Origin of the sequence: Pseudomonas sp. 008 (assembly GCF_016861935.1) — a bacterium.
Taxonomy (GTDB): Bacteria; Pseudomonadota; Gammaproteobacteria; order Pseudomonadales; family Pseudomonadaceae; genus Aquipseudomonas.
This window is the reverse complement of the sequence record NZ_BOMA01000001.1, coordinates 970,269-993,854: the sequence shown is the minus strand read 5'-3', so window position 1 is coordinate 993,854 and position 23,586 is coordinate 970,269. Positions and strand designations below refer to the sequence as shown.

The window sequence follows — 23,586 nt, the reverse complement described above, 5'->3', positions numbered from 1 at the left end:
CCCACGCAGAGCGTGGGAATGATCGGTGATCAAACCACAACGTGATACGGATTGCGGGGATCATGGTTCCAATCCAGAAACGGCTTGCCCGTATCCACCGGCACCATCTCGATGCAATCCTGCACCGGGCAGGTGATCTGGCACAGGTTGCAGCCCACGCACTCCTCATCGATCACTTGATATTTATGTGTGCCATCGGCCTGTTTGAGGCTGGCAATCGCCTGGTGCGAGGTGTCTTCGCAAGCGATGTGGCAGCGACCGCAACCGATGCACGCCTCCTGATCGATTTTCGCAATCACTTGATAGTTGATGTCCAGGTACTTCCAGTCCGTGGTATTGCCCACTGCGCGCCCGGAAAAATCCGACACACTGGCGTAACCATGACTGTCCATCCAGCGTGACAAACCGTCCTTCATCTCCTCGACAATCCGGAAACCATGCAGCATCGCCGCCGTGCACACCTGCACCGAACCGCTGCCCAGGGCAATGAATTCCGCCGCATCGCGCCAACTGCCGATGCCGCCAATGCCGCTGATCGGCAAGCCCTGGGTCTGCGGGTCGCGGGCGATCTCGGCGACCATGTTCAACGCAATCGGCTTCACTGCCGAGCCGCAATAACCGCCGTGGGTGCTTTGGCTGCCGACGGCGGGATTGGCGACCATGCGCTCCAGATTGACGCTGGTGATCGAGTTGATGGTGTTGATCAACGACACCGCATCGGCGCCGCCACGGTGGGCGGCACGGGCGGCGACGCGGATGTCGGTGATGTTCGGCGTGAGCTTGACGATCACCGGCAACGAGCAATAGGTCTTGCACCAGCGAGTGACTTGTTCGACGTATTCCGGCACCTGGCCGACCGCCGCGCCCATGCCCCGTTCCGGCATGCCGTGGGGGCAACCGAAATTCAGCTCGATGCCATCGGCGCCGGTGGCTTCCACCAGTGGCAGGATGTTTTTCCACGACTCTTCGACGCAGGGCACCATCAGCGACACGATCAGCGCGCGGTCCGGCCAGTCCTTTTTGACCTGGGTGATTTCCCGCAGGTTGATTTCCAGGGAGCGGTCGGTGATCAGCTCGATGTTGTTGAAGCCCATCACTTCACGGTTGGCACCGAAGTGCGCCGAGTAGCGTGACGACACGTTGACCGCCGCCGGGTCTTCCCCCAGGGTTTTCCAGACCACGCCACCCCAGCCAGCCTCGAAGGCACGGACCACGTTGTAGGCTTTGTCGGTCGGCGGCGCGGAAGCGAGCCAGAACGGGTTGGGGGCCTTGATGCCGGCGAAGACAATCGAGAGATCGGCCATTTACGCAGCCTCCACGTTGAGCATGAGTTGAGCGTTGATCGCCTCGGCGGCCAGCTTGCCGTGCTGCACGGCTTGCACGGTGAGGTCCTGATCGAGGCTGGTGCAGTCGCCACCGGCATACACGCCGGGAATGCTGGTGCGCAGCTGTTCGTCGACGAGGATGCGATCGCCCTGACGCTTGAGTTCACGGGCCAGCGGATCGGCGAGGGCGCCGGCGTCGAAGGCCTGACCGATGGCTTTGAAGATTGCGTCGGCAGCCAGTTCAAAGGTTTCGCCGGTGGTTTGCAGGCGACCTTCCACCAATCGGGTACGGGCGAAGCGCATGCCGCGCACATTGCCCTGATCGTCGAGCAGCACCTCTTCGGGTTGCGCCCAGGTCAACAGCCGCACCTGATTGGCCTTGGCGATGTCCTGTTCGTGAGCGGTAGCGCCCATATCCGCGACACCACGGCGGTACACCAGGTTCACGTCCCGGGCACCGAGACGGGCCATTTGCACGGCCATGTCGATGGCGGTGTTGCCGGCACCGAGGACGATGCAGCGCTCGGCCAGCGGCAGTTGCGTCAGGTCATCGGCCTGGCGCAGTTCGCGGATGTAATCGGTGGCGGGGAGCAGGCCGGGGGCATCCTCGTTGGGCAGGCCCAATTGTTTGCTGGCGGCCAGGCCGAGGCCGAGGAACACCGCGTCGAATTGCTGATGCAGTTCGCTCAGAGTCAGGTTGTCGCCCAGTTTCTGCCCGTGGCGAATCTCGATCCCGCCAATTCCCATCAGGAACTCAAGCTCCTTCTGCGCGTAATCGTCCACCAGCTTGTACTTGGCGATCCCGTATTCGTTGAGGCCGCCGGCCTTTTCCCGGGCCTCGAAAATCACCACGTCATGGCCGTGCATGGCGCTGCGGTGCGCGCAGGACAAACCGGCCGGGCCGGCACCCACCACGGCGATGCGCTTGCCGGTTGCGGCGGCGCGCTGGAACGGGTGTTCGCTGAAGTGTGCGTTGTCCACGGCATAGCGTTGCAGCAGGCCGATCAGTACCGGCGCGCATTCCTGGGCGTTGTTGCGCACGCAGGCTTGCTCGCAGAGGATTTCCGTCGGACAGACCCGGGCACAACTGCCACCGAGGATGTTGGCCGAGAGGATCTTCTGCGCCGCACCCTGCACGTTTTCCTGATGGATATTGCGGATGAACGATGGAATGTCGATGTCGCTTGGGCACGCGTTCACGCACGGCGCGTCGTAGCAATACAGGCAGCGCGAGGCTTCCAGATGCGCCTGACGCTCGTTGAGCGGTGGCGCCAGGTCGGTGAAATGGCCGGCGAGGGCGGCCGCGTCCTCATGGGGATGCGGGAGGTGGTTCAAAGTCTTGATCACGGTGTTGGCCTCACGGTTAATTGAGGTACTGCCTCTGGTGGGCATTGGTTTTGTGTTGTCTGGGCCGGCTTCTTCGCGGGCAAGCCTCGCTCCTACAGGGGAACGCATTCCAAATGTAGGAGCGAGGCTTGCCCGCGAAGGCCGAAGGCCTCGATTTCAGCGTTTCACTGCGGTCGGCTTGTGCAACTCGGCCCGCTTGCTCAGCAAATCAAACACCGCCGGATACGCCGGCCGTTCGATATACCGGCCCGCGCCACGCTCGGCGCGCAAATCACCATCGGCCCACACCACACGGCCCTGGCTGACGGTGTGACTCGGTACGCCACGCACGGTCTTGCCTTCGAAGATGTTGAAGTCGACCTGCTGGTGGTGAGTCTTGGCTGAAATCGTCCGCGTGCCTTCCGGGTCCCACAGCACCAGATCGGCATCGGCCCCGACACGAATCGCCCCTTTGCGCGGGTAGAGGTTGAAGATCTTCGCGGTGTTGGTGGAGGTGAGGGCAACGAAGTGCTGCATCGACAAACGCCCGGTGTTCACCCCTTCATCCCAAAGCACCGCCATGCGGTCTTCGATACCGGCGGTGCCATTGGGAATCTTGCTGAAATCGTCACGGCCAGCGGCTTTTTGCTCGGCGCAGAAACAGCAGTGGTCGGTGGCGGTGGTGTGCAGGTTGCCCGCTTGCAGGCCATGCCAAAGGGCTTCTTGATGACCGCGTGGACGGAAGGGTGGGCTCATCACGTAACCGGCGGCAGTCTGCCAGTCCGGGTGTTGGTAAACGCTGTCGTCCAGCAGCAGATGCCCGGCCAGCACTTCGCCGTAGACCGGCTGGCCCTTGGCGCGGGCGTAGGTGATTTCGTCGAGGGCTTCCTTGGTCGAGACGTGGACCAGGTACAGCGGCGTGCCCAACGTTTCGGCAATGCGGATCGCCCGGCTCGCGGCTTCACCTTCCACCTGCGAAGGTCGTGATAGCGGATGCGCTTCCGGCCCGGTGATGCCCTGGGCCATCAACTTGCGTTGCAGGTGATAGACCAGCTCGCCGTTTTCCGCGTGCACGGTCGGCACTGCGCCCAATTCCAGACAACGCTCGAAACTCGCCACCAGCGTATCGTCGGCGGCCATGATCGCGTTCTTGTAAGCCATGAAATGCTTGAAGCTGTTGACCCCATGCTGGCTGACCAGCTCGGCCATTTCCTCGCGGACTTGCTCGCTCCACCAGGTGATGGCGACGTGAAAGCCATAGTCAGACGCCGACTTCTCGGCCCAGCCGCGCCATTGATGAAAGGCCTCCATCAATGATTGTTGTGGGTTGGGTATCACGAAGTCGATGATCGACGTGGTGCCACCGGCCAATCCCGCCGCGGTGCCGCTGAAAAAGTCTTCGCTGGCCACCGTGCCCATGAAGGGCAGTTGCATGTGGGTGTGCGGATCGATGCCGCCGGGCATCAGGTATTGGCCGCTGCCGTCGAGCACTTGCGCATCGGCGGGAACATCGAGGTTTTCACCGATGGCTTTGATCACGCCGTCAGCGCAATAGACGTCGGCGCGATAACTTTCATCATGGGTAATAACGGTGGCGCCACGGATCAACAGAGACATTCCGAGTTCCTCGCAGGCATGACCGACTATTGCCGGTTCTAGATGTTTTATATGAAGCAGACGCCAATCGGTGTATTCCTGTCAGCGCTGTCAAGAATAGACGCTAGCTGCAGTTTGTGGATTGAGCAAGAATATTTTTTATAAGCTTATTACTGTTTTAACTGTTTGATAAATAACGATAAAAAGTGAAAATCACCAAAATGGTGAGGCCGCTCACCATTTTGACGCACTTGACAGGTTGGAAATATGGTCAAGATTTTCTATGTGAAATCAGCCGGTTGAGGATGGTCTATGGTTGATGCGCAACCTTTCAAAAAAAGATCGACGCACCAGATTGAGTCCTGACTGTTCGGACAACTTGCCTGGCATTCGGCCTGAGTGACAGGGCAACTGACCGGGGACTCGCTAGTTGGATAAATAAAGCTGATTAACATCAGTTGGTTAGCAAAATTTTATGGCACTGCCCGAGGCGCAAGCGGGGCACCCGGCACGTTTATTGATGCCGCCGCTGACACCGTGGCCGGTCCGTAAAAGTTGTCAGTTTCTCCGGCCATCGTCCGGCTCGCGCGCATTGCGCCAGCCTCTGATGAGCAAAAATAATCAAAAGAACAGTGGAGCGGCCATGCAACAGATCAGATCGCAAGTGACCGAGCGCGACGGCTTGTTTGAGCTCGAAGCCGGCAGCGATGTCCTCGACAGTCCCCGATACAACCACGACATGGCACCGACCAAGGTGCGCGAACGAACCTGGAACAAATGGCACATCACCGCTCTGTGGGTCGGCATGGCGATCTGCGTGCCGACTTACACCCTCGGCGGTGTGCTCACGGCCTACTTCGGCCTGACCGTGGGCGAAGCGCTGCTGGCGATTCTGTTCGCCAATATCATCGTGCTGATCCCGCTGACCCTGAATGCCTTCCCCGGCACCAAGTACGGCATTCCGTTTCCGGTATTGCTGCGCTCGTCCTTCGGCATTCTCGGTTCCAACATCCCGTGCCTGATCCGTGCTTTGGTGGCGTGCGGCTGGTTCGGCATCCAGACCATGTTCGGCGGGCTGGCGATTCACCTGTTTCTCGGCTCGGTGTTCGATGGCTGGAAGGCCCTCGGCGGTACCGGCGAGGTGATCGGCTTCATGCTGTTCTGGGCCTTGAACCTGTGGGTGGTGATTCGTGGCGCGGACTCGATCAAATGGCTGGAAACCCTCTCGGCGCCGTTGTTGGTGCTGGTGGGCGTGGGGCTGTTGGTGTGGGCCATGCCGAATGTATCGATGACCGAGTTGCTGGCGATCCCGGCCAAGCGTCCGGAAGGGGCCGGCGTGGCCAGTTATTTCGCCGCCGGGCTGACCGCCATGGTCGGCTTCTGGGCCACGTTGTCGCTGAACATCCCGGACTTCAGCCGCTACGCGAAAAGCCAGAAGGACCAGATCGTCGGGCAGATCATCGGTTTACCCCTGACCATGTTCCTGTTCGCCTCCCTCGGCGTGGTGATGACGGCCGCGTCGGTCAAACTGGTGGGTGTCACTGTCTCTGATCCGGTCACCCTGATCGGCCATATCCAGAGCCCGGTCTGGGTCGCACTGGCCATGGCGCTGATCATCATCGCCACCTTGTCCACCAACACCGCGGCCAACATCGTGTCGCCGACCAACGATTTCCAGAACGTTGCGCCCAAGTACATCAACCGCACCACGGCGGTGATGCTCACGGGGTTGGTCGGGTTGGCGCTGATGGCCCATGAACTGCTGAAAAAGCTCGGGCTGATTGTCTCGGATCTGAGCCTGGAGACGGTGTATTCCAACTGGTTGCTCGGCTATTCGAGCCTGCTGGGGCCGATCGCCGGGATCATGGTGGTGGACTATTTCCTGATCAAGAAACAGCAACTGGATCTGGCCGGCCTCTATCGTGATGACGTGTACCCGGCGTGGAACGGGTTTGGCTTCATCGCGTTCGGCGTGCCGGTGGTGTTGACGCTGCTGTCGCTGGGCAGCGATGCCTTCAGCTGGTTCTACAGCTACGGCTGGTTCACCGGCTCGGCCTTGGGAGGGCTGATTTATTACGGGTTGAGTTCGATGCGGCCGAGTCCGACTGTCGTGAAATCTCCGGTGTGATGAGTGATCGTTCCCACGCTCTGCGTGGGAACGCAGCCAGGGACGCTCCGCGTTCCAGGAGCGGACGCAGAGCGTCCAGGGATGAATTCCCATGCGGGGCGTGGGAACTAGCGAAGAAACCGATAACAACTGCCTGAGGAGATCACCATGAACGCTGCCGTTGACGTTCTGCAATCCACCCATCAGCACATTAATCGCGACCGTCTGTGGCAGTCGCTCATGGACCTGGCCAAGCTCGGCGCGACGGTCAAGGGCGGTGTCTGCCGGCTGGCCCTGACTGACCTCGACCGCCAGGCGCGCGATATCTTCGTGAAGTGGTGCGAGGAGGCCGGTTGCACCGTCAGCATCGACGCTGTCGGCAACATCTTCGCCCGTCGTCCGGGGCGCAATCCGAACTTGCCACCGGTAATGACCGGCAGCCACATCGACACTCAGCCCACCGGCGGCAAGTTCGACGGTTGCTTCGGCGTGCTGGCCGGGGTCGAAGTCTTACGCACCCTCAACGACCTCGGCGTGGAAACCGAAGCGCCGCTGGAAGTGGTGGTCTGGACCAACGAGGAAGGCTCACGCTTCGCCCCGTGCATGATGGGCTCCGGCGTGTTCGCGGAAAAATTCACCCTCGAGGAGACCCTGGCCAAGGTCGATGCCGAGGGCGTGACCGTCGGCGAAGCCTTGAACGCCATCGGTTACGCCGGGCCGCGCAAGGTCAGTGGTCATGCCGTGGGAGCGTATTTCGAGGCGCACATCGAGCAAGGCCCGATTCTTGAGGACGAACACAAAACCATCGGCGTGGTGATGGGGGCCCTCGGGCAGAAATGGTTCGACCTGAAACTGCGCGGCGTCGAAGCCCACGCCGGCCCGACGCCAATGCACTTGCGCAAGGACGCGCTGGTCGGCGCCGCGGTGATCGTCGGCGCAGTCAATCGCGCAGCCCTCGGTCATCAACCCCACGCCTGCGGCACCGTCGGCTGCCTGCAAGCCTATCCCGGCTCGCGCAACGTGATTCCCGGCGAAGTGCGCATGACCCTGGACTTCCGTCATCTGGAACCGGCGCGACTCGACTCAATGATCGCCGAAGTCCGCGAGGTCATCGAAACCACCTGCGAGCAACACGGCCTGAGCTTCGAACTGACACCCACCGCCGACTTCCCGCCGCTGTATTTCGACAAGGGCTGCGTCGAAGCGGTACGCGGTGCTGCTCAAGGGCTCGGTTTGTCGCACATGGACATCGTCAGTGGAGCAGGGCACGACGCAATCTTCCTCGCCGAACTCGGCCCGGCCGGGATGATCTTCGTGCCTTGTGAAGGTGGCATCAGCCACAACGAAATCGAAAACGCCGCGCCGGATGATCTGGCCGCCGGGTGCGCCGTGTTGTTGCGGGCGATGCTGGCGGCGTCGCAGGCGATTGCCAGTGGTAAGCAGGCGGCTTGACCACTGGCCTGGCGGGGATGCTCAACGGCGGGTTTGCAGCGCTTTGAACATCAGCATCCCCGCCAGCATGGCGATGGCGAACACCCAGGCCTGCCAGTGCCCCGTCGGCAACAACACCAGTGCCGGGCCGGGGCAGATGCCGGCAATACCCCAACCGATGCCGAAGAGCAGGCTGCCACCGATCAGGCGTCGGTCCAGCTCACGGCTGACCGGCAATTGCATAGGCGCACCCAGCAAGGACGTCGGTTGTTTCATGGCCCAGTGAAACGGCCCCCAAGCCACGGCAATGGCGCCGATCATGACCAGCGCCAGTGAGGGATCCCACAGGCCGGCAATGTCCAGAAAACCCAGCACTTTGGCCGGGTTCGCCATGCCGGCCAGCAACAGGCCGACGCCGAACAGCAGGCCGGCGAGGAAAGCGGTCAGTTTGCGCATGTTCAATACCCCAGCAGATGACGCAGGACGAACACGGTCACGAAGCCTGTGAACATGAAACTCAATGTCGCGGCAATGGAGCGTGGTGACAGGCGCGAGATACCGCACACGCCGTGGCCACTGGTGCAGCCGGAGCCATAACGAGTGCCGATGCCGACGCACAATCCGGCGACGATCAGCCCCACCGTACCGGTTTTGAATTCGATGGCCGGCCACACATGAAACAGCGCCCACACCAACGGTGCCGCCAACAGTCCAAGCAGGAACAGGGCTTTTTCACCTCGTCCTGAATCATTTCGCTCAAGCAGGCTGCCCAACAACCCGCTGATCCCGGCAACTCGCCCGTTGGCCACCACCATTACGCTGGCGGCGAGGCCAATCAGCGCTCCTCCCGCGAGGGCAGACCAGGGGGTGAAGTGAAGAGAATCAAACACCATGGCAACTCTCCGTATAGACAAAAAGCGGCACTAAACCACTCTTTCCGTATTGAGCATAGGGCTACTTTGGGAGGCCGCGGGTGCCGGGCTTTGCACTATCACAAACGCCTGCGGTCGTAATCTTCACTGGGCAGCGCGCAAAAGTGCCGCCGCAATTGTGGAGTTCCAATGAGCCAGGACGTCCTGAGCACTGAAACCAATCGCCGTCAGTTGCAGCAAATCATCGCTGGCCTGTCCGATGGGGTGATTCTGCTGGAGCTCGACCAGACCATTCTCTGGGCCAATGACGCCGCGCTGGCCATGCACGGTGTCAGCGAGATTGGCGAGTTGGGGGCCAATGCCGGGGAGTACGCCAAACGTTTTGCCTTGCGTTATCGCAACAATCATCCGGTAGCGATCGAGAACTATCCGATCAGCCGCGTGGCCCGTGGTGAGACGTTCAGCGATGTGATGGTAGAGGTGACGCAGCTGGAAAATGAAGAGCGCACCTGGGTTCACAGCGTGCGCAGTATGGTGCTGGCGGACCGTGCCGGTGAGCCGGAGTCGTTGGTGCTGATCATGAACGACGTCACCGACTGGGCCAGCGCCGAGCAGCGTTTCGAAAAGACCTTCAATGCCAACCCGGCCCCGGCAGTGATCTGCCGTCTCAGCGATTTACGTTACATCAAGGTCAACCAGGGCTTCGTGGAAATGACTGGCTATGCCCGTGATCAGGTGATCGGCGCTTCGGCTTATGAGCTGGATGTGCTGGAGCGCGCCGAGAACAAGGACTTGGCCAAGCAGCGTTTGCGTGACGGCGCCACCATTCCGCAGATGCAGGCCGAGCTGCGATTGGCCGACGGTGGCAGCAAGCAAGTGATCGTTGCCGGCCAACCGCTTGAGCTCAACGACGAAGCTTGCATGCTGTTTTCCTTCGTCGACATGGAGCTTCGGCACAAGGCCGAAATCGCCCTGCGCCAGAGCGAGGAACGGTTCGCCAAAGCGTTTCGCCTCACTCCGGTGCCGATCCTGGTGTGCCGCGCCGCCGACCAAGTGGTGATGGACGTCAACGAAGCCTTTCTCGAGTCTCTGGCGTACCCCAGTGATGAGGTGCTCGGCAAGACCGTGGCGCAACTCGGTTTCATTGATGAAGCGGGCGCTCGCACTCGACTGTTTACAGCTCTGGAGAAGACGGGGCGGGTGGATCGTGTCGATGTCAGGGTGCGCAGGAAGGATGCCGGGCTGATTGATTGTGCGGTCTCGGCGGACACCGTGAACATTCAGGATGGCTCTTGTTACCTGCTGGTGTTGATGGACATCACCGAGCGCAAACGCACCGAGCTGGAGTTGGTGTCGGCGATCGAAGAGGTGATGAAAGATGCGTCCTGGTTCAGCCGCACGCTGATCGAAAAACTGGCCAATGTGAAGAACGTCAATTCGCCGCAGTTACTCAGTGTGTCGTTCACCGACCTGACCACCCGGGAGCGCGATGTGCTCGGCCTGATCTGTGAAGGCCTGGCCGACAAGGAGATTGCTGCGCGTCTGAAGCTGGCACCCAATACGGTGCGCAATCATGTGTCGACGGTGTATTCCAAACTCGATGTGCATAGCCGTAGCGAGGCGATTGTCTGGGCTCGCGAGCGAGGTCTGTTCTCCGGGGTGAAGCGGATCAAGGGGCAACGTTAAGGTGCAAATGCACTAGTGCGGGTGGTGCAATTTCATGTATTGATCATATGGGGCTTTTTCTAGGCTGTCGGGGTGCGAGACGTGGCTTGGGCCCGGTATCGCGTCCTCTTCGATGCAGCTGAAGGAACAACCTCATGGGTGCGAAAAGAACAAGCGGGCAGTCGGCTTTACGCTGTCGCCAAGGTGAGTCGGGATGAGTTATCTGGTGCAATTGCGTATGCAGTTGGAGCGGAGCTTTTTGCCGTTGGCCTGTGAGTGTGCGCTTGCCGGGGATAATTCGTTGACGGTGAAGCTTTACCATCCGGCGACAGGGCAGGTGGATCTGGTGGTCAGCGGGTTGAACGTGGCGACGCTCCGGACGCCGGAGGCAGTGGCGGCGTTGATTGAAGAGCTGCGCTATGAGCTTGAAAGCAGTGGCTTGAATCGATCCTCCGCTCTTTAGGCGTCATATCCCGCAGGCCTGCGGTAATGGAATGGTCGCTGTCTTTCTGGCATTGGCGGGTAGCTAAGCTATAAGGAATGCGAGGGTATTTCTTTTCTGTGACAGGGCCGCGGGTTCGCGGGGTGGTTTTCGAGTCGCGGAAAATGTCGATTACTTACCGCGGGTCAGCCTATGAACAGTTTTGGGAAATGTGCTTTTTCACCACTGTCGCTCGCACTTTGCGTGGCGATTCTGGGTGGTTGCGCCAGTCCGCCGCCTCCACCCCCGGCCGTACCACCACCGACACCGGTTCGTACCTGTTCGACCACCGAAAGCACCGATGTACAGGGTGATATGAGGGCTGAAGGACAGGTGACCCGAACCACGACCCTGACCCGTTGCGTCACTCAGTAAACCGGGTCTGGTGTACCGCCAGTAGCACGTGCAACTGGCGGTGTATGACCTGAGCGTCGGTTCAGACTTCCTCGATCCTGACCCACCGCGACTCCCGTGCCGCCAGACGAATCGCCGTCGCCAGGCGTTCGACTTCCCACGCCTGCTCGAAATCGGTCCCGTCCTGGCCGAGACCGGCCAGCGCCATCACCAACTCATGCACTTCAAGAGTCTTGAGTTCGTTGTAACCCAACTGGTGCCCCGGCGCCGGGCTGAAGGCGGCGTAACCCGGCAAATCCGGCCCCGCCAGCAGCCGTTGGAAACCGCCTTGCCCGGCACGATACAGCCGCAGTTCATTCAAGCGTTCCTGATCGAACGCCAGGGTGCCTTGGGTGCCGCTGATTTCAAAACTCAGGTGATTCTTGTAACCGTGTTTGAGCCAGCTACTGCTGAACGTCCCTCGTGCGCCGTTGGCGAACCGCAGCAACGCGTGGACCTGATCGTCGACCGCGACCTCGCGTCGTTCCTGACCACCCGCCGTCACGGGGCGTTGCGCATGTACAGTCTGGGTATCCGCGCACACCGCCTCGACGTCGCCCAGTAGATGACGGGCCATGGCCAGCAAGTGACTGCCCAGGTCCGCCAGGGCGCCGCCGGCGTAATTGGCGTCGCAGCGCCAGGACCAGGGTGAAACGGGATCGGCCATGAAGTCTTCGCTGAACTCGCCCTGGAAACTGATGATCTGCCCCAGCGCGCCGTTTTGAATCAAATCCCGAGCCAGGCCGATGATCGGGTTGTGCTGATAGTTGTAACCCACCCGCGTCACCACGCCTGCGGCTTTGGCTGCAAGGTGCATGGTACTGGCCTGCTCGAGGCTCACGGCCAGCGGCTTTTCGCAATACACCGGTTTACCGGCGGCGATGGCAGCCATGGCCATGGGGTAGTGCAGATGGTTGGGGGTGGTGATGGCGATCAGGTTGACCTTGGGGTCATCAATCAGCTGTTGCCAGTCGCTGTGAGCAGCATCGAAGCCCCAAGCGTCGGCGCAGTGGCGGGCGCGCTGCGGGTCGGCGTCGGCAAGGGCGGCGAGTTTGAGCTTCAGCGGCAATTCAAAAACAGCGCTGACATTGCGAAAGGCCAGGGCGTGGGCGCGGCCCATGAAACCTGTGCCGATGAGTCCGATACCGAGTTCGCGCATAGCCGGGGTCCTTTGGATTTTTATTTTCAGGAGGGCTATTTATGGAATAAAAATTCGTAACATGCAATAAAGTGGAATAAATATTCTTTTTTTTGCGGGATCAGGAAGCACTGGGAATGGCTACATCGCCTTGCGTCATTACCTACAGCAACGCCGGAATCTGCTGGCTTGTGCGTCTTGCTAGCGGCCTCTATCGTTTCCAGGTGTGCAGATCAGCCACAAATCGCGGGCTTTGATGACGGGACAGACACCACAGATGTGTTGGCCACTAATTAATCAAGTTTGAGCAATGCAACCAAGCTCGAATAGCGGTGGCTATGTCGAAGGATCTCGAAAAAACGGCCTATGTTTTTGTTGATGGTGACCGTCATGAAGCAAAGGTTGTACGTGATTCTGCAGGATTCCAGCACGGCGGCATTGTCCGGCTAACGAATGGCAAATTCGCAAGCCGCGTCACCGAATATCTGTGTTGAAATCCAGCACCCACGTGGCACCGTCAAAGTGAACTGGCCAACTGAAAATGCTGCTGCCTGCGTAACCTTTCTCCGAGACCTGCTGAGATGATTCGCATCGACTCCATCTGGCTCGCCACGGAGCCGATGGACATGCGCGCGGGTACCGGGCCATAGTTGGCAACCTATCTCGTTACGCAAGGCTTTATGCAAGGAGGCATAATAATGACATCCATAAATTTCCATTTCATCGACGCGCGCGGCGCGCTTATCGATCACCGTGATTGGCTTCACACCCGCCTGTTAGAAACCTACGCAAAAGCAAGTGCGTTGATGCCGTTGCGCCCACTTGATGTGATAGTGAAAGCTGGCACTCATGTCATTCCAGAAAAGGGGCATCTAGGATATGCGTCGGAACCAGGTCTTATTTTTTTGACCGTAGATCCTGCAAGTGACATTTTCAGAGCAAACCAAGACGCGTCGCTCGAACGAATGTTTGCACATGAACTTCACCATGCCGCCCGATGGGATGGGCCAGGTTATGGATCATCATTAGGTGAAGCGCTTGTTTCGGAGGGGCTGGCGGGCGCTTTTGCACAGGAAATCTGTGGTGGTTTACCTGAACCATGGGAGCGCCTCGATGTGTCTGACATTCGACGCCATATCGGAATGGCGGAAAGCTACTGGAGTCGCAAGGATTATGGTCACGACGCGTGGTTCTTTGGTGCATCTGACCTCCCAAGATGGTTGGGCTATTCCCTTGGATTTCAGCTCGTAAAACGATTCCTGTTGGAGCATGAGGGCAGTACATCTTCTAGTCTCGTGGAGATAGAGGCACAAGCGTTTCGTGGAGTGCTCGCAGTTATCTAAAACGTTCGGGCTTAGGTCATCAAGATGGCCCCGCCAGTCATTGCTTGCCAAGGCAATGACACTACGCAAGATGGGATTGCCGGGCGCGTACGCCGTAATCGACCCTATGCGTGGAGAGCTGGCTGATAGCGTATGCCCGGACTTCAGCGCGATGAGTTTTTCGCACCAGACTCAGCAGTTTCACGCCCGGATTTCGTCGGTGGGGATGACACCATCGCGGCTCCACGCAGCGTATTTATAGCGAATGCAATTCCACTCTTCGTAATCCACCCACCTAGCCATGTAGAGGTCATTGCTTATACGTGAGTTTCTGCACTTGCCCTGTAACACTTTTCAGGCCTGATTTCGGTAATTCAAGCGTATGGAACTCAACGCCCATTGAGTCAGCGTGGTGTCGCTTAAGCAAGTAGAGCATGTCGCCAGACTCTGCTACCTGGCATCCCTCGTACTGGTCGAGATTTGCGTAAACCACTTGGCGAACAATACATTCTGAAGCGAGTTCCAGCGCCGCCGCCCGTCCTGCGTTCGATGGCACCCGCACCAAGAGATACCAAGCAGACATCAGCAGAAGCGCGAGTATGCAAATGGAGCCGACAACCACAAACGCGCCTCGATTTTCAACAGCCCGGTCGCGCATGTTGGCCATCCATTTCGGCACTATGACGGGCTTGCCCGTGTCGTTTCCTGGTTTCTCAAAAAGTACCAAAAGAAGGGTTACTGTTCCGACCAGAGCCATTGCGAACACCAGAGCTGCAAGGAAGGACCCAAACCCGGCGGCTCCGTAGGCCACGAACTGCTGCGCGCTGATGCTCACCCGATCAATCGGCACATCCAGTGTTAGATAAAATTTCTCCAGGTGTGCAAAACCGCTAAGGGTAAAAGCTCCCACCATGCTCGCTATAAACAGGGCTGCGTCGATACGCAGATGCTTTCTGAAGCTGCGGAGGCTTTCCTCTCTTGTGATGCGGTCCGTCAAAATGTTGATCTCCTTAAAGTAGTCAGGCTGAGCGTTGCCCCACGAGTATCATGGGGGACTTCCTGATGGTCGAGTTGAAGCCATTTCTCAGACGCTATGACCGGCCATCAAATCAGCTGCTGAGTAGACTTTCCATATCTGATTTTGTAGTGGGCGCGAGCATAACTGGCTGGCAGCATTGATGCCGAGTGGCGGTTCATGGCTGTGGATTCAACTGGTCGACACGAAGTTATTCAGCGATCACACCTTCTCAGCTTGTAACGGCTAGCGTCGTTGGTCGATCCCGCTATCATGCATGGCATAGGTCACGAATGTAGATAACGCTATGCCAAAATTGTCATTCGCCGTCAGAATTTTGTTCGCATGCTGCCTTTTCATCGCAACCGCTAATCACATTCGTGCAGACGTTTCGCATGGGTTGCTCTGGGACTACGGATACGGGCCTAACGCTTACTTGGCTAGCCGTATTTTCTGGGGGGCGCTTACGTTTTTTGACCCGCTCGCAGCACTGCTACTTTTCATCAGGCCAAGAGCCGGAATCGTGCTTACGGTAGCGATTATTTTGGTAGACGTAACCCATAACACTTTTTATGTTGCCTTGAAGCAGCAGTGGCTGGAGCCGTTCTACCTGTCCCAGATAGCTTTCCTTATCATAGTATTCTTACTCTCACCCATCGCTTGGAATCGCCCTATTCGAGGCGTAGCGCTCACCAATCCAGTCCGAATGTGATTCGCTCCATTTATGAAGTAGGAACTCTTCGATCTCACGCGGCTGCCTACGCATCGGGCGAGTGAAGTTGCTGACCTTCCGCCAAATAATTGGGCAATCAAATCACAGGATTAAAGGGAATTAACGATGGAAATAGATCACATTTTTATTTGTGTGAGTGATGACGGGCGAGGCGCTGATGCTCTGAAAGCCCTCGGGCTCGCTGAAGGGACGCCAAACGTACACCCAGGCCAAGGCACTGCCAATAGAAGGTTCTTCTTCCGAAATTCTTTCATTGAGCTTTTACATCTCACCGATGAATCAGAAGCTCAAAGTCAGTTAACGGCGCCAACCCAACTCTTTGACCGACTCAAGTGCGCAGATGGAGTCGCCGCGCCCTTTGGAATTTGCTTCAGACCATCCACCGTAGGCGAGAAGCCAATATTTCCGGTCTGGGAATATCGACCTGTTTACTTACCAGCTGCCCTGAAAGTCGACGTGGGGCATGCGCCTGTATCCGAACCGATGTGGTTTTTTCTTTCGTTTGCCAAGAGACCAGATGAGGCTCCGATTGAGCGAGCGCAGCCGTTTGAACATCCCAACGGCTTTCGCGACATTACATCTGTGCGAGTTACCACCCCCAACAGCCAAGCTTTTTCTACCCCTGCGAACTGCGCAAATCAGCTGAAAGGATTTGAAATTGTTCATGGTGATGAGCATCTGGTCGTATTGGAAATCGATCATGGCGCAAGTGGCCAGACACACGATTTCCGTCCTGGGTTGCCGATGATTATGAACTGGTGATGGATTGGCCTAACTATTCAGCCGACATCTCGTTCTGATCCCAACGCTGGGGGCGCTGGTGTGTACGTCATTGAAGTTTAGATTCAGCAGCGCGGTTGGCCGGGAGCTTATGAGTACGCCCCCCCAAAACCGATATGGCTCTGCGAAGTTGCTGCCACATAGATGGAAATAGGCTTAGCTCCGTAGAGCGTTTTTTGGCTCAGTGCGTGCTGTGCTGTGGACTAGAATGAGAACCTCACTCATTTGGATAGGGACGGATGTGAATGGAAGCGTTAGCCACTTTTGCTACTAAGAATTTCAAACCAACAGGCCTGAGCCCAACCCCCGAGATTACTACCTCCTTACCAGTGTCTATCAGCACCATGGAGAAATGCTACTCGGGTGCTATCGACGGTGTTTCCTCAACAGTTTTTACTGCGGCGTTCGATCAGACGACCAGGACGGGCAGTTACATCGCTATTGAGAGCTTCAAAGGTGCGGTGAATGGAAAAGAAGGCGCCTTCAATTTCATCCACTCTGCCTCCACAACCGGCACTGATCGGGCAGATGAATTTTTCTGCATAGTCGGAGGCAGTGGTACAGGTGATTTGAGAGGGATATCGGGATCAGGAGGGATCAAAGTCGATACCGATGGCACGCACCATATTTGGTTGAATTACCAACTCGAATAGGTCAGAAGTAAGTTTTGAGGTAATGCCGCAGAGGACCCCGTTGCCCTAGATGTTGCATCAGGGTGGGTGTCTTCACCGGATGCTTACGCTGGATTTGACTGGGAAGCCGGTTGAGTTTGTGCAGGGGGAATAGAGTCGTTCCTGGGTCCAGTCCCACGAATACAAACCATTACCCGACACCCGATGTATTTCAGAAACAGGCGAGAGTCTTCCACGAGTCCTCCGATCAAACACCAAAGGCAGCCCTGAGGCTGCCTTTGGTTTATTCGCAAAACCGAATCAGGACAGGAACCCGCCATCCACATTCAGCGAAACCCCGGTCGTATAGCTGGAAGCATCACTCGCCAGGTACAACACCGCACCGGCCATTTCACTCGGATCTGCCACGCGCTTGAGCGGAATCTGCTGCAATGCGGTGTTCAAAATTGCCTCGTTCTTCACCAGCGCCGATGCAAACTTGGTGTCGGTCAAACCCGGCAGCAAGGCGTTGCAGCGAATGCCGAACTGCGCGCATTCCTTGGCGAACACTTTGGTCATGTTGATCACCGCTGCCTTGGTCACCGAGTAGATGCCCTGGAAAATACCCGGTGAGATGCCGTTGATCGAGGCGACGTTGATGATGCTGCCACCGCCGTGTTCGCGCATCAGCTTGCCGGCTTCCACCGACATGAAGAAGTAGCCGCGAATGTTCACGTCGACAGTTTTCTGGAAGGCGCTGAGGTCGGTGTCCAGCACGTTGCAGAACTGCGGGTTGGTCGCGGCGTTATTGACCAGGATGTCCAGGCGCCCGAATTGTTCGCGGATGGCGGCGAATACCTGGGTGATCTGTTCCATCTCACCGATGTGGCAGGCAATGGCGGTGGCCTTACCGCCGGCGGCGATGATCGCGTCGGCGACGTGCTGGCAGCCGTCGAGCTTGCGGCTCGAAACGATCACGTGGGCACCTTGCTGCGCCAGCAGTTTGGCGATGGCTTCACCGATGCCGCGACTGGCACCTGAGACGAAAGCGATCTTGCCGTCGAGGTCGAACAACTGAGTCTTGGACATGATTTTTCCTTGTTATGGGGCCTGATCAGAGGCTGGATTTCTGAATGACCTGCAAGCTCATCTGCTCCAGCAGTTTGTTCATGTGAATGAACTGTGCGAAGCGTTTGTCCTGGGTCTGACCATGGAAGAAGCGGTAGTAGATCTGCTGCACGATGCCGGCCAGACGGAACAGGCCATAGGTGTAGTAGAAGTCGAAATTGTCGATCTGGATGCCGGCGCGCTCGGCGTAGTAATCGACGAATTCGCGGCGGGTCAGCATGCCGGGGGCGTGGCTTGGCTGGCGGCGCATCAGTTGCACCGGTGCCGGGTCGTCGGCTTCGATCCAGTAGGCGAGGGTGTTGCCCAGGTCCATCAGCGGGTCACCGAGGGTGGTCAGCTCCCAATCCAGCACACCGATGATCTGCATCGGGTTGTTCGGGTCGAGGATCACGTTGTCGAAGCGGTAATCGTTGTGGACGATGCTCGACGTCGGGTGATCGGCTGGCATCTTGTCGTTGAGCCAGGCCTTTACCGTTTCCCACTTCGGCGCGTCAGGGGTCAGGGCCTTTTCGTAGCGCTCGCTCCAGCCTTTGATTTGCCGCGCGACATAACCTTCGGGCTTGCCGAGATCACCCAGGCCATAAGCCTTGTAGTCGACCCGGTGCAATTCGACGAACTTGTCGATGAAGCTCTTGCACAGGGTTTCGGTCTTCGCTGAATCAAGACCCAGTTCCGGTGGCAGTTCGGAGCGCAGGATGATGCCCTTTACCCGTTCCATCACATAGAACTCGGCGCCGATCACCGATTCGTCAGTGCAGTGCACATAGGCTTTGGGGCAGTAGGGAAAACCGTCCCGCAGTTGATTGAGGATGCGAAATTCGCGGCCCATGTCGTGGGCGGACTTGGCTTTGTGGCCGAACGGCGGCCGACGCAGGACGAATTCCTGTTCGGGGTATTCCAGCAGGTAAGTCAGGTTCGACGCACCGCCCGGAAACTGGCTGATCACAGGCAAGCCACTCAGGCCCGGAATGTGCGCCTTGAGGTACGGATCGATCAGGCTGGCATCGAGTTCTTCGCCAGAGCGGATACGGGTGGACTGGTCAGTAAGCGCCATGCTTATCCCTTCTGCTTATTTTGGAGGCCAGACATCATTGGCTAATCTAATGGCGCGCCGGGGTGGCCACAAGCGCGGCACGGTCTTATAGGTTAGCGTGTTGCCGGATAATCAGCGTTCCTGATGTGCGCGAACAGGCGCGGCGGACTATGGTTCAGGGAGCGTCGCTTCCAGGAAGGAGATTCGACATGGGCTGTCCGCAAGTTTGCGCCACCGCGACCCTGCAATGCAGTTTCGGTGCGGCGCCGGCGGTACTCAACGTGCTGCCAGTGAACCGCACAATGACCGGGGGCATGCCGGCGGCGAACATCATGGACCACATTCCGTTGGTGAACGTCATGCCGTTCGGCACGTGCATGAGCATGGCCAACCCGATGGTCGCGGCCGCCACTGCCGCGGCGCTTGGCGTGCTGACACCGATGCCGTGCATCCCGGCCACCGCCACCCCATGGATCCCTGGCGGCGCGCCGACCCTGCTGCTGGGCGGCATGCCGGCCATCGATGCCAACAGCACCTTGATGTGCAACTGGGCCGGAGTGATCAAAATCGTGATGCCGGGGCAAATGCAGATGCTGATCCCCTGATCGCCACAACCTCTGTAGCAGCTGGCGAAGCCTGCGTTCGGCCGTAGCAGCTGTCGAGCTTGCGAGGCTGCGTTCGGCTGCGAAGCAGTCGTAAAACCTGAGATTGCGGTACATCAGGCAGACTGCGTCAGCCGGACTTGCGACTGCTTCGCAGCCGAACGCAGCCTCGCGCTGCTCGGCAGCTGCTACAGAACTTAGGCCTGCTCGGGATCGCTCCAGCGCCTGAACCACCAGCGCACTCGTGAGATCGGCTTGCCGTCGGCGTCCAATGGTCGTCCGTCGCTGGCGAAGCCCTGTTCCGGTTCCAGCAATTGACCGTTGAGATACCGGGCTTCGACGGCCGGCTTGCCGTTCGGATGAAAGCGTTGATAGCGCCCGTCGCGCACGCCGTCGCGGTAGAACTCGACCTCCGCCAGTTGCCCATCGGGAAAGTAATTGAACGCCTCGCCATGCAGCAGCCCCCGGTGGTAAGTCGCCTTGCGCTGCAGACTGCCTTCGGGGGCGTAGAAACTGGCAACCCCCTGCAGCTTGTCACGCATAAACGGCAACTGCGCCGAGACCTTGCCATTGGGGTGGTAGAGCAGGGAGGTGCCTTGCAGCTCGCCCTGGCTGTAGTGCAAATCAGCCTGCGCGCGCCCGTCATCCTTGATGTGCAGCGCACCGTCGAGCTGGCCATCGAGCAAGCGCCCTTTGAGCTGTTTATCGTTCTGTTGCAAATCCAGCGGTGTGATGGCCATGGGTTCTCCCGATCAGTTGACCTGCACCAGACCACCCTTGATGGTCAGCATGCCGCCACCATCCACGGTCTGCGAAGCGGCGCCCTTGTTGGTCAGGCTGATCCCGGCATCGTTGGTCATGGTCGTGCCGGCCTTGTTTTCCAGCGAGGTGCCAGCCTGATTGCTCAGAGAGGTCCCGGCCTTCTGACTGATCGACGTACTGGCCTCGGCCGCCAGATCGGCGCCGCTCTTGATCGAAAAACTGCCACCGCTTTGCAGGGTCAGGGTGCCGGTCACCTTGATGGTCAGGTTGCCGTCTACCGTCAGGCTGTAATCACCGGTGACCTTGTGCGTGTAATTGCCACCGGTACTGTGGGTCTGGTCGGCGCCCACGGTCACCGTGCGGCTGTCCTTCACATCGAGCGTGTCGCTGCCAGTCTGGATGGTCACGCTGCGTTTGCCTTTCTCCAGGGTCACGGTCTCGTCGCCGTCCTTCACCGTGCGCGTGCGGGCGTTCTGCACGGTGAGGGTTTCATCATGGCCGACCGTGGCGGTGGTGTCGTTGAGCACGTTGATCTTCAGGTCTTTCTGCGCCTGCAAAAAAACCTCTTCGGCGTCTTTCTTGTCCTCGAAGCGCAACTCGTTGAAACCGCCACCACCCTTGGACGATTGGGTCTTGATTCCTGACTGGGTCTGATTCGCCGGCAGCGCATAGGGCAGGGCGTTGTCGCCGTTGTAGACGCAGCCGGTTACCAGCGGTCGATCCGGATCGCCATCGATAAAGGTCACGATCACTTCCTGGCCGATGCGCGGCACGAACTGCATGCCGAAGCCCTTGCCGCTCCAGGGCAGTACAACTCGCACCCAACAGGAACTGGTTTCGTCGTTCTTGCCGTCGCGGTCCCAAGGGAACTGCAACTTGATCCGGCCGTATTCGTCGGTCCAGATTTCTTCGCCCGACTTGCCGACGACAATGGCGGTCTGGGTGTGCATCCGTGGTTTGGGCGTGGTCCGCGCCGGGCGAAATGGCGTGGCTTTGGGGATCGCTTCAAAGCGGTTGCGATAGCTTTCGTGACTGGCTTCGTGGGTGACCGCCGTCACCACCCAATCGATGTTCAGACTCGCATCATCATGGCCCGCAAGGGTGAACCAATGCCCCGGCACCAACCAGCGGCAGTCGCTTTCTCCAACGAAACGCTTCTCCTGACTGCGCAAGCCGTCGACCCGCTGCTTGGTCAATGCATCGCCGCGCGCTTTGGCGTTGTAACCGCCCGGATGCTCGTACATTGAACGCGGCCCGGCCACCGCTTCGGCCTGGCCGTACAGCGATGTGGTCGGGGTGGTGAATTCATAATCCGTCGCCCGATACACCCCGGCCACCGCCTGCACGCAGACCTGCCCGGAGCGAATGCCATGCAATTCACGCTCGCCCAACTGCTGGCCGAGATAGCTGACCTTCGGCCCGTTGGGGATCGGCACGAACGCGTCGTTACTGTCACCCAGCACCAGCGTGTGCTTGCCGTCCTCATGGGTGAAAAACCAGAAAATCCCTTCTTCTTCCAGCAGCCGCGAAACGAACGCGAAATCGGTTTCGCCGTACTGCACGCAGTATTCGCGCGGGGTGTAAGTGCCGGTGAGTGAGAGCTTGAAGTCGGTGAAGGCATGGGCCTTGAAAATGGTGGTGACGATGTCTGAAGTGCTGAGGTTCTGGAACACGCGATTGTTGCTGGCCAGGGTCAGCCACCAGAGCCATGGCCGTAGTACAAGCTGATAACGCTCGGCGGTGGCGTCGGCGGGGAGTTGGCGGATTTCGGCGACCAGTGCGTCCAACGGGCGAGTCAGGGCGTCGTTGTGCAGGGTGGCGGTGATGTGGGTGGCGACGGCAGTGGTCAGGCTGAGCGAGGCGCCGTCGTTGAGGCCGTTGAGGATTTGCGAGCCGAGCTGGTTGAGGGCCTCTTCGCCGGAAAGGGATTCAGGGTAAAGCGCCGACAGTGAGGCGGCGGTGAGGGAGAGGCTGGTGTTGCTGTCGGTGGTGCGGGGCATTGAATGGCCTGCTATTGATAGTTCAATTCATGGATGTCGGTGTCGCCGTTGCCGTTTTGATAGTAGAAGTGCCACTTTGAGGTGAATGGCCAATATCGGGCAACGTATTCCCCCCAAAGAACGGCCTCGGCCCATGGTCCCGAATGAGTGTACGGCTCTGCCTTGTTGATGGCAGGCACGTTGTATTTGTCGGAGGGCAACAGCCAGGAAATATTGGTCCCATATCTGGCAAGATCGTCGTGGGAAAAAACCGGGTTGTGGTTGCCACTCGTATACAGGTTGTAATGACGAACCCTGATGAACCCTCCGAAGTTCTGAATGCCCACGCAGCAACCAGACAGATTGGCGGTAAGAAAAAGAAGAGGGTTGCCGCCAGTTGGTGTGGCCGGGAGATCGATATACAGGCCGCTGTCTTCTTTCCACGGTAAATAGTAGGCGCTATAGGTGGTGCCAGACACTATTGCAATCAGTGCTTTGCTCATGTCCAGATCAAGATCGAAGTTAACGACTCCGGCATGGGCGTTGGGTATGGTTATTTGAAGATGTCTGTGTTCTTGCTCAAGTCGCGCCTTTAGCATGATGAAAGATCCTCGATACCCGTCTTTTGCGTATCAATATGGAGTGTAGCGGTATGACTTGCGTGGCTCTTGTATTCTGCCGAATGTCTTTTTCCTGTCGTCTTTTTTTAGTTTCTTTAACGGCGCTTGATTGTTTAACTCGGCAAAATAGTGCACGTACCAGTTTTCGTTTCTGGCTTCTAGCCATGGCTCGCAGTTGTTGCAAGGTGTCAGGTCGATGTAAATGTGATTATTGTTGTTGTAGGTGAAAAAAGGCCCGTTTGCATTGGCGATTCTTTCGGCCGTCAAGATGGCTGATTGCTCAGCGTGCTCTTCAGCCAGTGAATTTGAGAAAGGTCGTGTTGATGAGAGATGTCCGTGGAAAGCGTTAAAGTCAGGATCCATGCCTTGGTACAATCTCGAAGAGCCAAAGCTAACGCTAAAATTCAGGTTACCTATATTGACCGGGGCGTACATGGCATTGTGGTTTATTGCCACCGCTGCGTTGCATGAATCGTAGCTAAGCCCCAATCCGGATTGACCAAGAACTTGTGTGAAGTGCGTAAGGCATTGAAGAAAAAGAGCGTGGCCAATTCGTTCTTCAGGAGTGGTCGGGAATAAACTGACGCGGTTCAGGCTAATGATTGGCATAGTGAGTACGTCCTTGTCGGTGATGGACAAACGGGTGTCCCCTTTCTTTTCTTATAAA

The 23,586-nt window shown here is 58.2% G+C and carries 22 protein-coding genes; 9 read left to right on the top strand and 13 right to left on the bottom strand.

The genetic code is table 11. The features are described 5' to 3' along the window. Positions 1 to 29: 29 nt before the first annotated feature. The 3 genes from preA to hydA all read right to left on the bottom strand — a co-directional run bounded on the left by preA (position 30) and on the right by hydA (position 4,268). Positions 30 to 1,304, bottom strand: a complete 1,275-nt coding sequence (gene preA, locus JUI81_RS04280; RefSeq protein WP_204123792.1) for an NAD-dependent dihydropyrimidine dehydrogenase subunit PreA — start codon at positions 1,302 to 1,304, stop codon at positions 30 to 32. Beyond that, positions 1,305 to 2,672, bottom strand: a complete 1,368-nt coding sequence (locus JUI81_RS04275) for an NAD(P)-dependent oxidoreductase (RefSeq protein WP_204123791.1) — start codon at positions 2,670 to 2,672, stop codon at positions 1,305 to 1,307. Between the two features lie 156 nt (positions 2,673 to 2,828). Next, a complete protein-coding gene (gene hydA, locus JUI81_RS04270) occupies positions 2,829 to 4,268 on the bottom strand; it encodes a dihydropyrimidinase (RefSeq protein ID WP_018929684.1) in 1,440 nt (479 codons plus the stop codon). 622 nt (positions 4,269 to 4,890) lie between these two features. On the opposite strand from hydA, the gene JUI81_RS04265 reads away from it, so the two are divergent. Then, positions 4,891 to 6,375 (top strand): NCS1 family nucleobase:cation symporter-1, encoded by a 1,485-nt coding sequence (locus JUI81_RS04265; protein WP_018929683.1) that lies wholly within the window; start codon positions 4,891 to 4,893, stop codon positions 6,373 to 6,375. A gap of 147 nt (positions 6,376 to 6,522) precedes the next feature. Next, the gene (locus JUI81_RS04260) at positions 6,523 to 7,806 is read left to right on the top strand and encodes a Zn-dependent hydrolase (RefSeq protein ID WP_019579380.1); all 1,284 of its coding nucleotides are present in this window, start codon (positions 6,523 to 6,525) and stop codon (positions 7,804 to 7,806) included. 21 nt (positions 7,807 to 7,827) lie between these two features. Here JUI81_RS04260 and JUI81_RS04255 read toward each other — a convergent pair whose 3' ends face one another. Beyond that, positions 7,828 to 8,241 carry a DUF6691 family protein gene (locus JUI81_RS04255; protein ID WP_018929681.1) on the bottom strand — a complete coding sequence of 138 codons (414 nt, stop codon included), beginning with the start codon at positions 8,239 to 8,241 and terminating at the stop codon, positions 7,828 to 7,830. A 2-nt stretch (positions 8,242 to 8,243) separates the two neighbouring features. Further along, positions 8,244 to 8,678 (bottom strand): YeeE/YedE family protein, encoded by a 435-nt coding sequence (locus tag JUI81_RS04250; RefSeq protein ID WP_019579379.1) that lies wholly within the window; start codon positions 8,676 to 8,678, stop codon positions 8,244 to 8,246. 168 nt (positions 8,679 to 8,846) lie between these two features. Here JUI81_RS04250 and JUI81_RS04245 point away from each other — a divergent pair, with 168 nt between their 5' ends. Together JUI81_RS04245 and JUI81_RS04240 are read left to right on the top strand one after the other, a co-directional pair. Then, the gene (locus JUI81_RS04245; RefSeq protein WP_204123790.1) at positions 8,847 to 10,343 is read left to right on the top strand and encodes a helix-turn-helix transcriptional regulator; all 1,497 of its coding nucleotides are present in this window, start codon (positions 8,847 to 8,849) and stop codon (positions 10,341 to 10,343) included. 193 nt (positions 10,344 to 10,536) lie between these two features. Next, positions 10,537 to 10,785, top strand: a complete 249-nt coding sequence (locus tag JUI81_RS04240) for a DUF1652 domain-containing protein (RefSeq protein ID WP_019579377.1) — start codon at positions 10,537 to 10,539, stop codon at positions 10,783 to 10,785. A gap of 454 nt (positions 10,786 to 11,239) precedes the next feature. Here the strand turns inward: JUI81_RS04240 and JUI81_RS04235 are convergent, their stop codons facing one another. Then, the gene (locus tag JUI81_RS04235; RefSeq protein WP_204123789.1) at positions 11,240 to 12,355 is read right to left on the bottom strand and encodes a Gfo/Idh/MocA family protein; all 1,116 of its coding nucleotides are present in this window, start codon (positions 12,353 to 12,355) and stop codon (positions 11,240 to 11,242) included. A 317-nt stretch (positions 12,356 to 12,672) separates the two neighbouring features. Here JUI81_RS04235 and JUI81_RS04230 point away from each other — a divergent pair, with 317 nt between their 5' ends. Together JUI81_RS04230 and JUI81_RS04225 are read left to right on the top strand one after the other, a co-directional pair. Further along, the gene (locus tag JUI81_RS04230) at positions 12,673 to 12,828 is read left to right on the top strand and encodes a hypothetical protein (RefSeq protein WP_204123788.1); all 156 of its coding nucleotides are present in this window, start codon (positions 12,673 to 12,675) and stop codon (positions 12,826 to 12,828) included. A 204-nt stretch (positions 12,829 to 13,032) separates the two neighbouring features. After that, complete coding sequence (locus tag JUI81_RS04225) at positions 13,033 to 13,677, top strand: DUF2268 domain-containing putative Zn-dependent protease (protein WP_204123787.1); 645 nt, start codon at positions 13,033 to 13,035, stop codon at positions 13,675 to 13,677. 289 nt (positions 13,678 to 13,966) lie between these two features. On the opposite strand, the gene JUI81_RS04220 is transcribed toward JUI81_RS04225, so the two are convergent. Beyond that, positions 13,967 to 14,653: a hypothetical protein gene (locus tag JUI81_RS04220; RefSeq protein WP_204123786.1), complete on the bottom strand. Its 687-nt coding sequence runs from the start codon at positions 14,651 to 14,653 to the stop codon at positions 13,967 to 13,969. 856 nt (positions 14,654 to 15,509) lie between these two features. Between JUI81_RS04220 and JUI81_RS04215 the strand changes: the two genes are divergently transcribed. Continuing rightward, on the top strand, positions 15,510 to 16,166 hold the full coding sequence (locus JUI81_RS04215) for a VOC family protein (protein ID WP_204123785.1): 657 nt from the start codon (positions 15,510 to 15,512) through the stop codon (positions 16,164 to 16,166). A gap of 263 nt (positions 16,167 to 16,429) precedes the next feature. Then, a complete protein-coding gene (locus JUI81_RS04210) occupies positions 16,430 to 16,837 on the top strand; it encodes a DUF3224 domain-containing protein (protein WP_204123784.1) in 408 nt (135 codons plus the stop codon). 279 nt (positions 16,838 to 17,116) lie between these two features. Here JUI81_RS04210 and JUI81_RS04205 read toward each other — a convergent pair whose 3' ends face one another. Both JUI81_RS04205 and JUI81_RS04200 read right to left on the bottom strand, forming a co-directional pair. Next, positions 17,117 to 17,884, bottom strand: coding sequence for an SDR family oxidoreductase (locus JUI81_RS04205; protein WP_018929676.1), 768 nt, complete (start codon positions 17,882 to 17,884; stop codon positions 17,117 to 17,119). 25 nt (positions 17,885 to 17,909) lie between these two features. Next, complete coding sequence (locus JUI81_RS04200; protein ID WP_019648915.1) at positions 17,910 to 18,977, bottom strand: phosphotransferase family protein; 1,068 nt, start codon at positions 18,975 to 18,977, stop codon at positions 17,910 to 17,912. A 188-nt stretch (positions 18,978 to 19,165) separates the two neighbouring features. Between JUI81_RS04200 and JUI81_RS04195 the strand changes: the two genes are divergently transcribed. Beyond that, complete coding sequence (locus JUI81_RS04195; protein ID WP_018929674.1) at positions 19,166 to 19,561, top strand: DUF4280 domain-containing protein; 396 nt, start codon at positions 19,166 to 19,168, stop codon at positions 19,559 to 19,561. A 194-nt stretch (positions 19,562 to 19,755) separates the two neighbouring features. On the opposite strand, the gene JUI81_RS04190 is transcribed toward JUI81_RS04195, so the two are convergent. Genes JUI81_RS04190 through JUI81_RS04175 form a run of 4 tightly spaced genes read right to left on the bottom strand, consistent with a single transcriptional unit; the run spans position 19,756 to position 23,558 of the window. After that, positions 19,756 to 20,298 (bottom strand): toxin-antitoxin system YwqK family antitoxin, encoded by a 543-nt coding sequence (locus tag JUI81_RS04190; RefSeq protein ID WP_028940430.1) that lies wholly within the window; start codon positions 20,296 to 20,298, stop codon positions 19,756 to 19,758. Positions 20,299 to 20,310: 12 nt separating this feature from the next. Then, positions 20,311 to 22,320, bottom strand: coding sequence for a type VI secretion system tip protein VgrG (gene tssI / locus JUI81_RS04185; RefSeq protein WP_204123783.1), 2,010 nt, complete (start codon positions 22,318 to 22,320; stop codon positions 20,311 to 20,313). An 11-nt stretch (positions 22,321 to 22,331) separates the two neighbouring features. Continuing rightward, positions 22,332 to 22,898 (bottom strand): hypothetical protein, encoded by a 567-nt coding sequence (locus JUI81_RS04180; protein WP_204123782.1) that lies wholly within the window; start codon positions 22,896 to 22,898, stop codon positions 22,332 to 22,334. Positions 22,899 to 22,931: 33 nt separating this feature from the next. After that, positions 22,932 to 23,558, bottom strand: coding sequence for a hypothetical protein (locus JUI81_RS04175; RefSeq protein WP_204123781.1), 627 nt, complete (start codon positions 23,556 to 23,558; stop codon positions 22,932 to 22,934). Between the last annotated feature and the right edge of the window lie 28 nt (positions 23,559 to 23,586).

Excerpts from the sequence above, each read along its gene's own strand:
- JUI81_RS04195 (WP_018929674.1), top strand. The coding sequence starts at position 19,166 with ATGGGCTGTCCGCAAGTTTGCGCCACCGCGACCCTGCAATGCAGTTTC.
- JUI81_RS04180 (WP_204123782.1), bottom strand. The coding sequence starts at position 22,898 with ATGCTAAAGGCGCGACTTGAGCAAGAACACAGACATCTTCAAATAACC.
- JUI81_RS04205 (WP_018929676.1), bottom strand. The coding sequence starts at position 17,884 with ATGTCCAAGACTCAGTTGTTCGACCTCGACGGCAAGATCGCTTTCGTC.
- JUI81_RS04215 (WP_204123785.1), top strand. The coding sequence starts at position 15,510 with ATGGAAATAGATCACATTTTTATTTGTGTGAGTGATGACGGGCGAGGC.
- JUI81_RS04255 (WP_018929681.1), bottom strand. The coding sequence starts at position 8,241 with ATGCGCAAACTGACCGCTTTCCTCGCCGGCCTGCTGTTCGGCGTCGGC.
- hydA (WP_018929684.1), bottom strand. The coding sequence starts at position 4,268 with ATGTCTCTGTTGATCCGTGGCGCCACCGTTATTACCCATGATGAAAGT.
- JUI81_RS04240 (WP_019579377.1), top strand. The coding sequence starts at position 10,537 with ATGAGTTATCTGGTGCAATTGCGTATGCAGTTGGAGCGGAGCTTTTTG.
- JUI81_RS04250 (WP_019579379.1), bottom strand. The coding sequence starts at position 8,678 with ATGGTGTTTGATTCTCTTCACTTCACCCCCTGGTCTGCCCTCGCGGGA.
- tssI (WP_204123783.1), bottom strand. The coding sequence starts at position 22,320 with ATGCCCCGCACCACCGACAGCAACACCAGCCTCTCCCTCACCGCCGCC.
- JUI81_RS04260 (WP_019579380.1), top strand. The coding sequence starts at position 6,523 with ATGAACGCTGCCGTTGACGTTCTGCAATCCACCCATCAGCACATTAAT.
- JUI81_RS04225 (WP_204123787.1), top strand. The coding sequence starts at position 13,033 with ATGACATCCATAAATTTCCATTTCATCGACGCGCGCGGCGCGCTTATC.
- JUI81_RS04190 (WP_028940430.1), bottom strand. The coding sequence starts at position 20,298 with ATGGCCATCACACCGCTGGATTTGCAACAGAACGATAAACAGCTCAAA.
- JUI81_RS04230 (WP_204123788.1), top strand. The coding sequence starts at position 12,673 with ATGTCGAAGGATCTCGAAAAAACGGCCTATGTTTTTGTTGATGGTGAC.
- preA (WP_204123792.1), bottom strand. The coding sequence starts at position 1,304 with ATGGCCGATCTCTCGATTGTCTTCGCCGGCATCAAGGCCCCCAACCCG.
- JUI81_RS04245 (WP_204123790.1), top strand. The coding sequence starts at position 8,847 with ATGAGCCAGGACGTCCTGAGCACTGAAACCAATCGCCGTCAGTTGCAG.
- JUI81_RS04200 (WP_019648915.1), bottom strand. The coding sequence starts at position 18,977 with ATGGCGCTTACTGACCAGTCCACCCGTATCCGCTCTGGCGAAGAACTC.
- JUI81_RS04210 (WP_204123784.1), top strand. The coding sequence starts at position 16,430 with ATGGAAGCGTTAGCCACTTTTGCTACTAAGAATTTCAAACCAACAGGC.
- JUI81_RS04265 (WP_018929683.1), top strand. The coding sequence starts at position 4,891 with ATGCAACAGATCAGATCGCAAGTGACCGAGCGCGACGGCTTGTTTGAG.
- JUI81_RS04235 (WP_204123789.1), bottom strand. The coding sequence starts at position 12,355 with ATGCGCGAACTCGGTATCGGACTCATCGGCACAGGTTTCATGGGCCGC.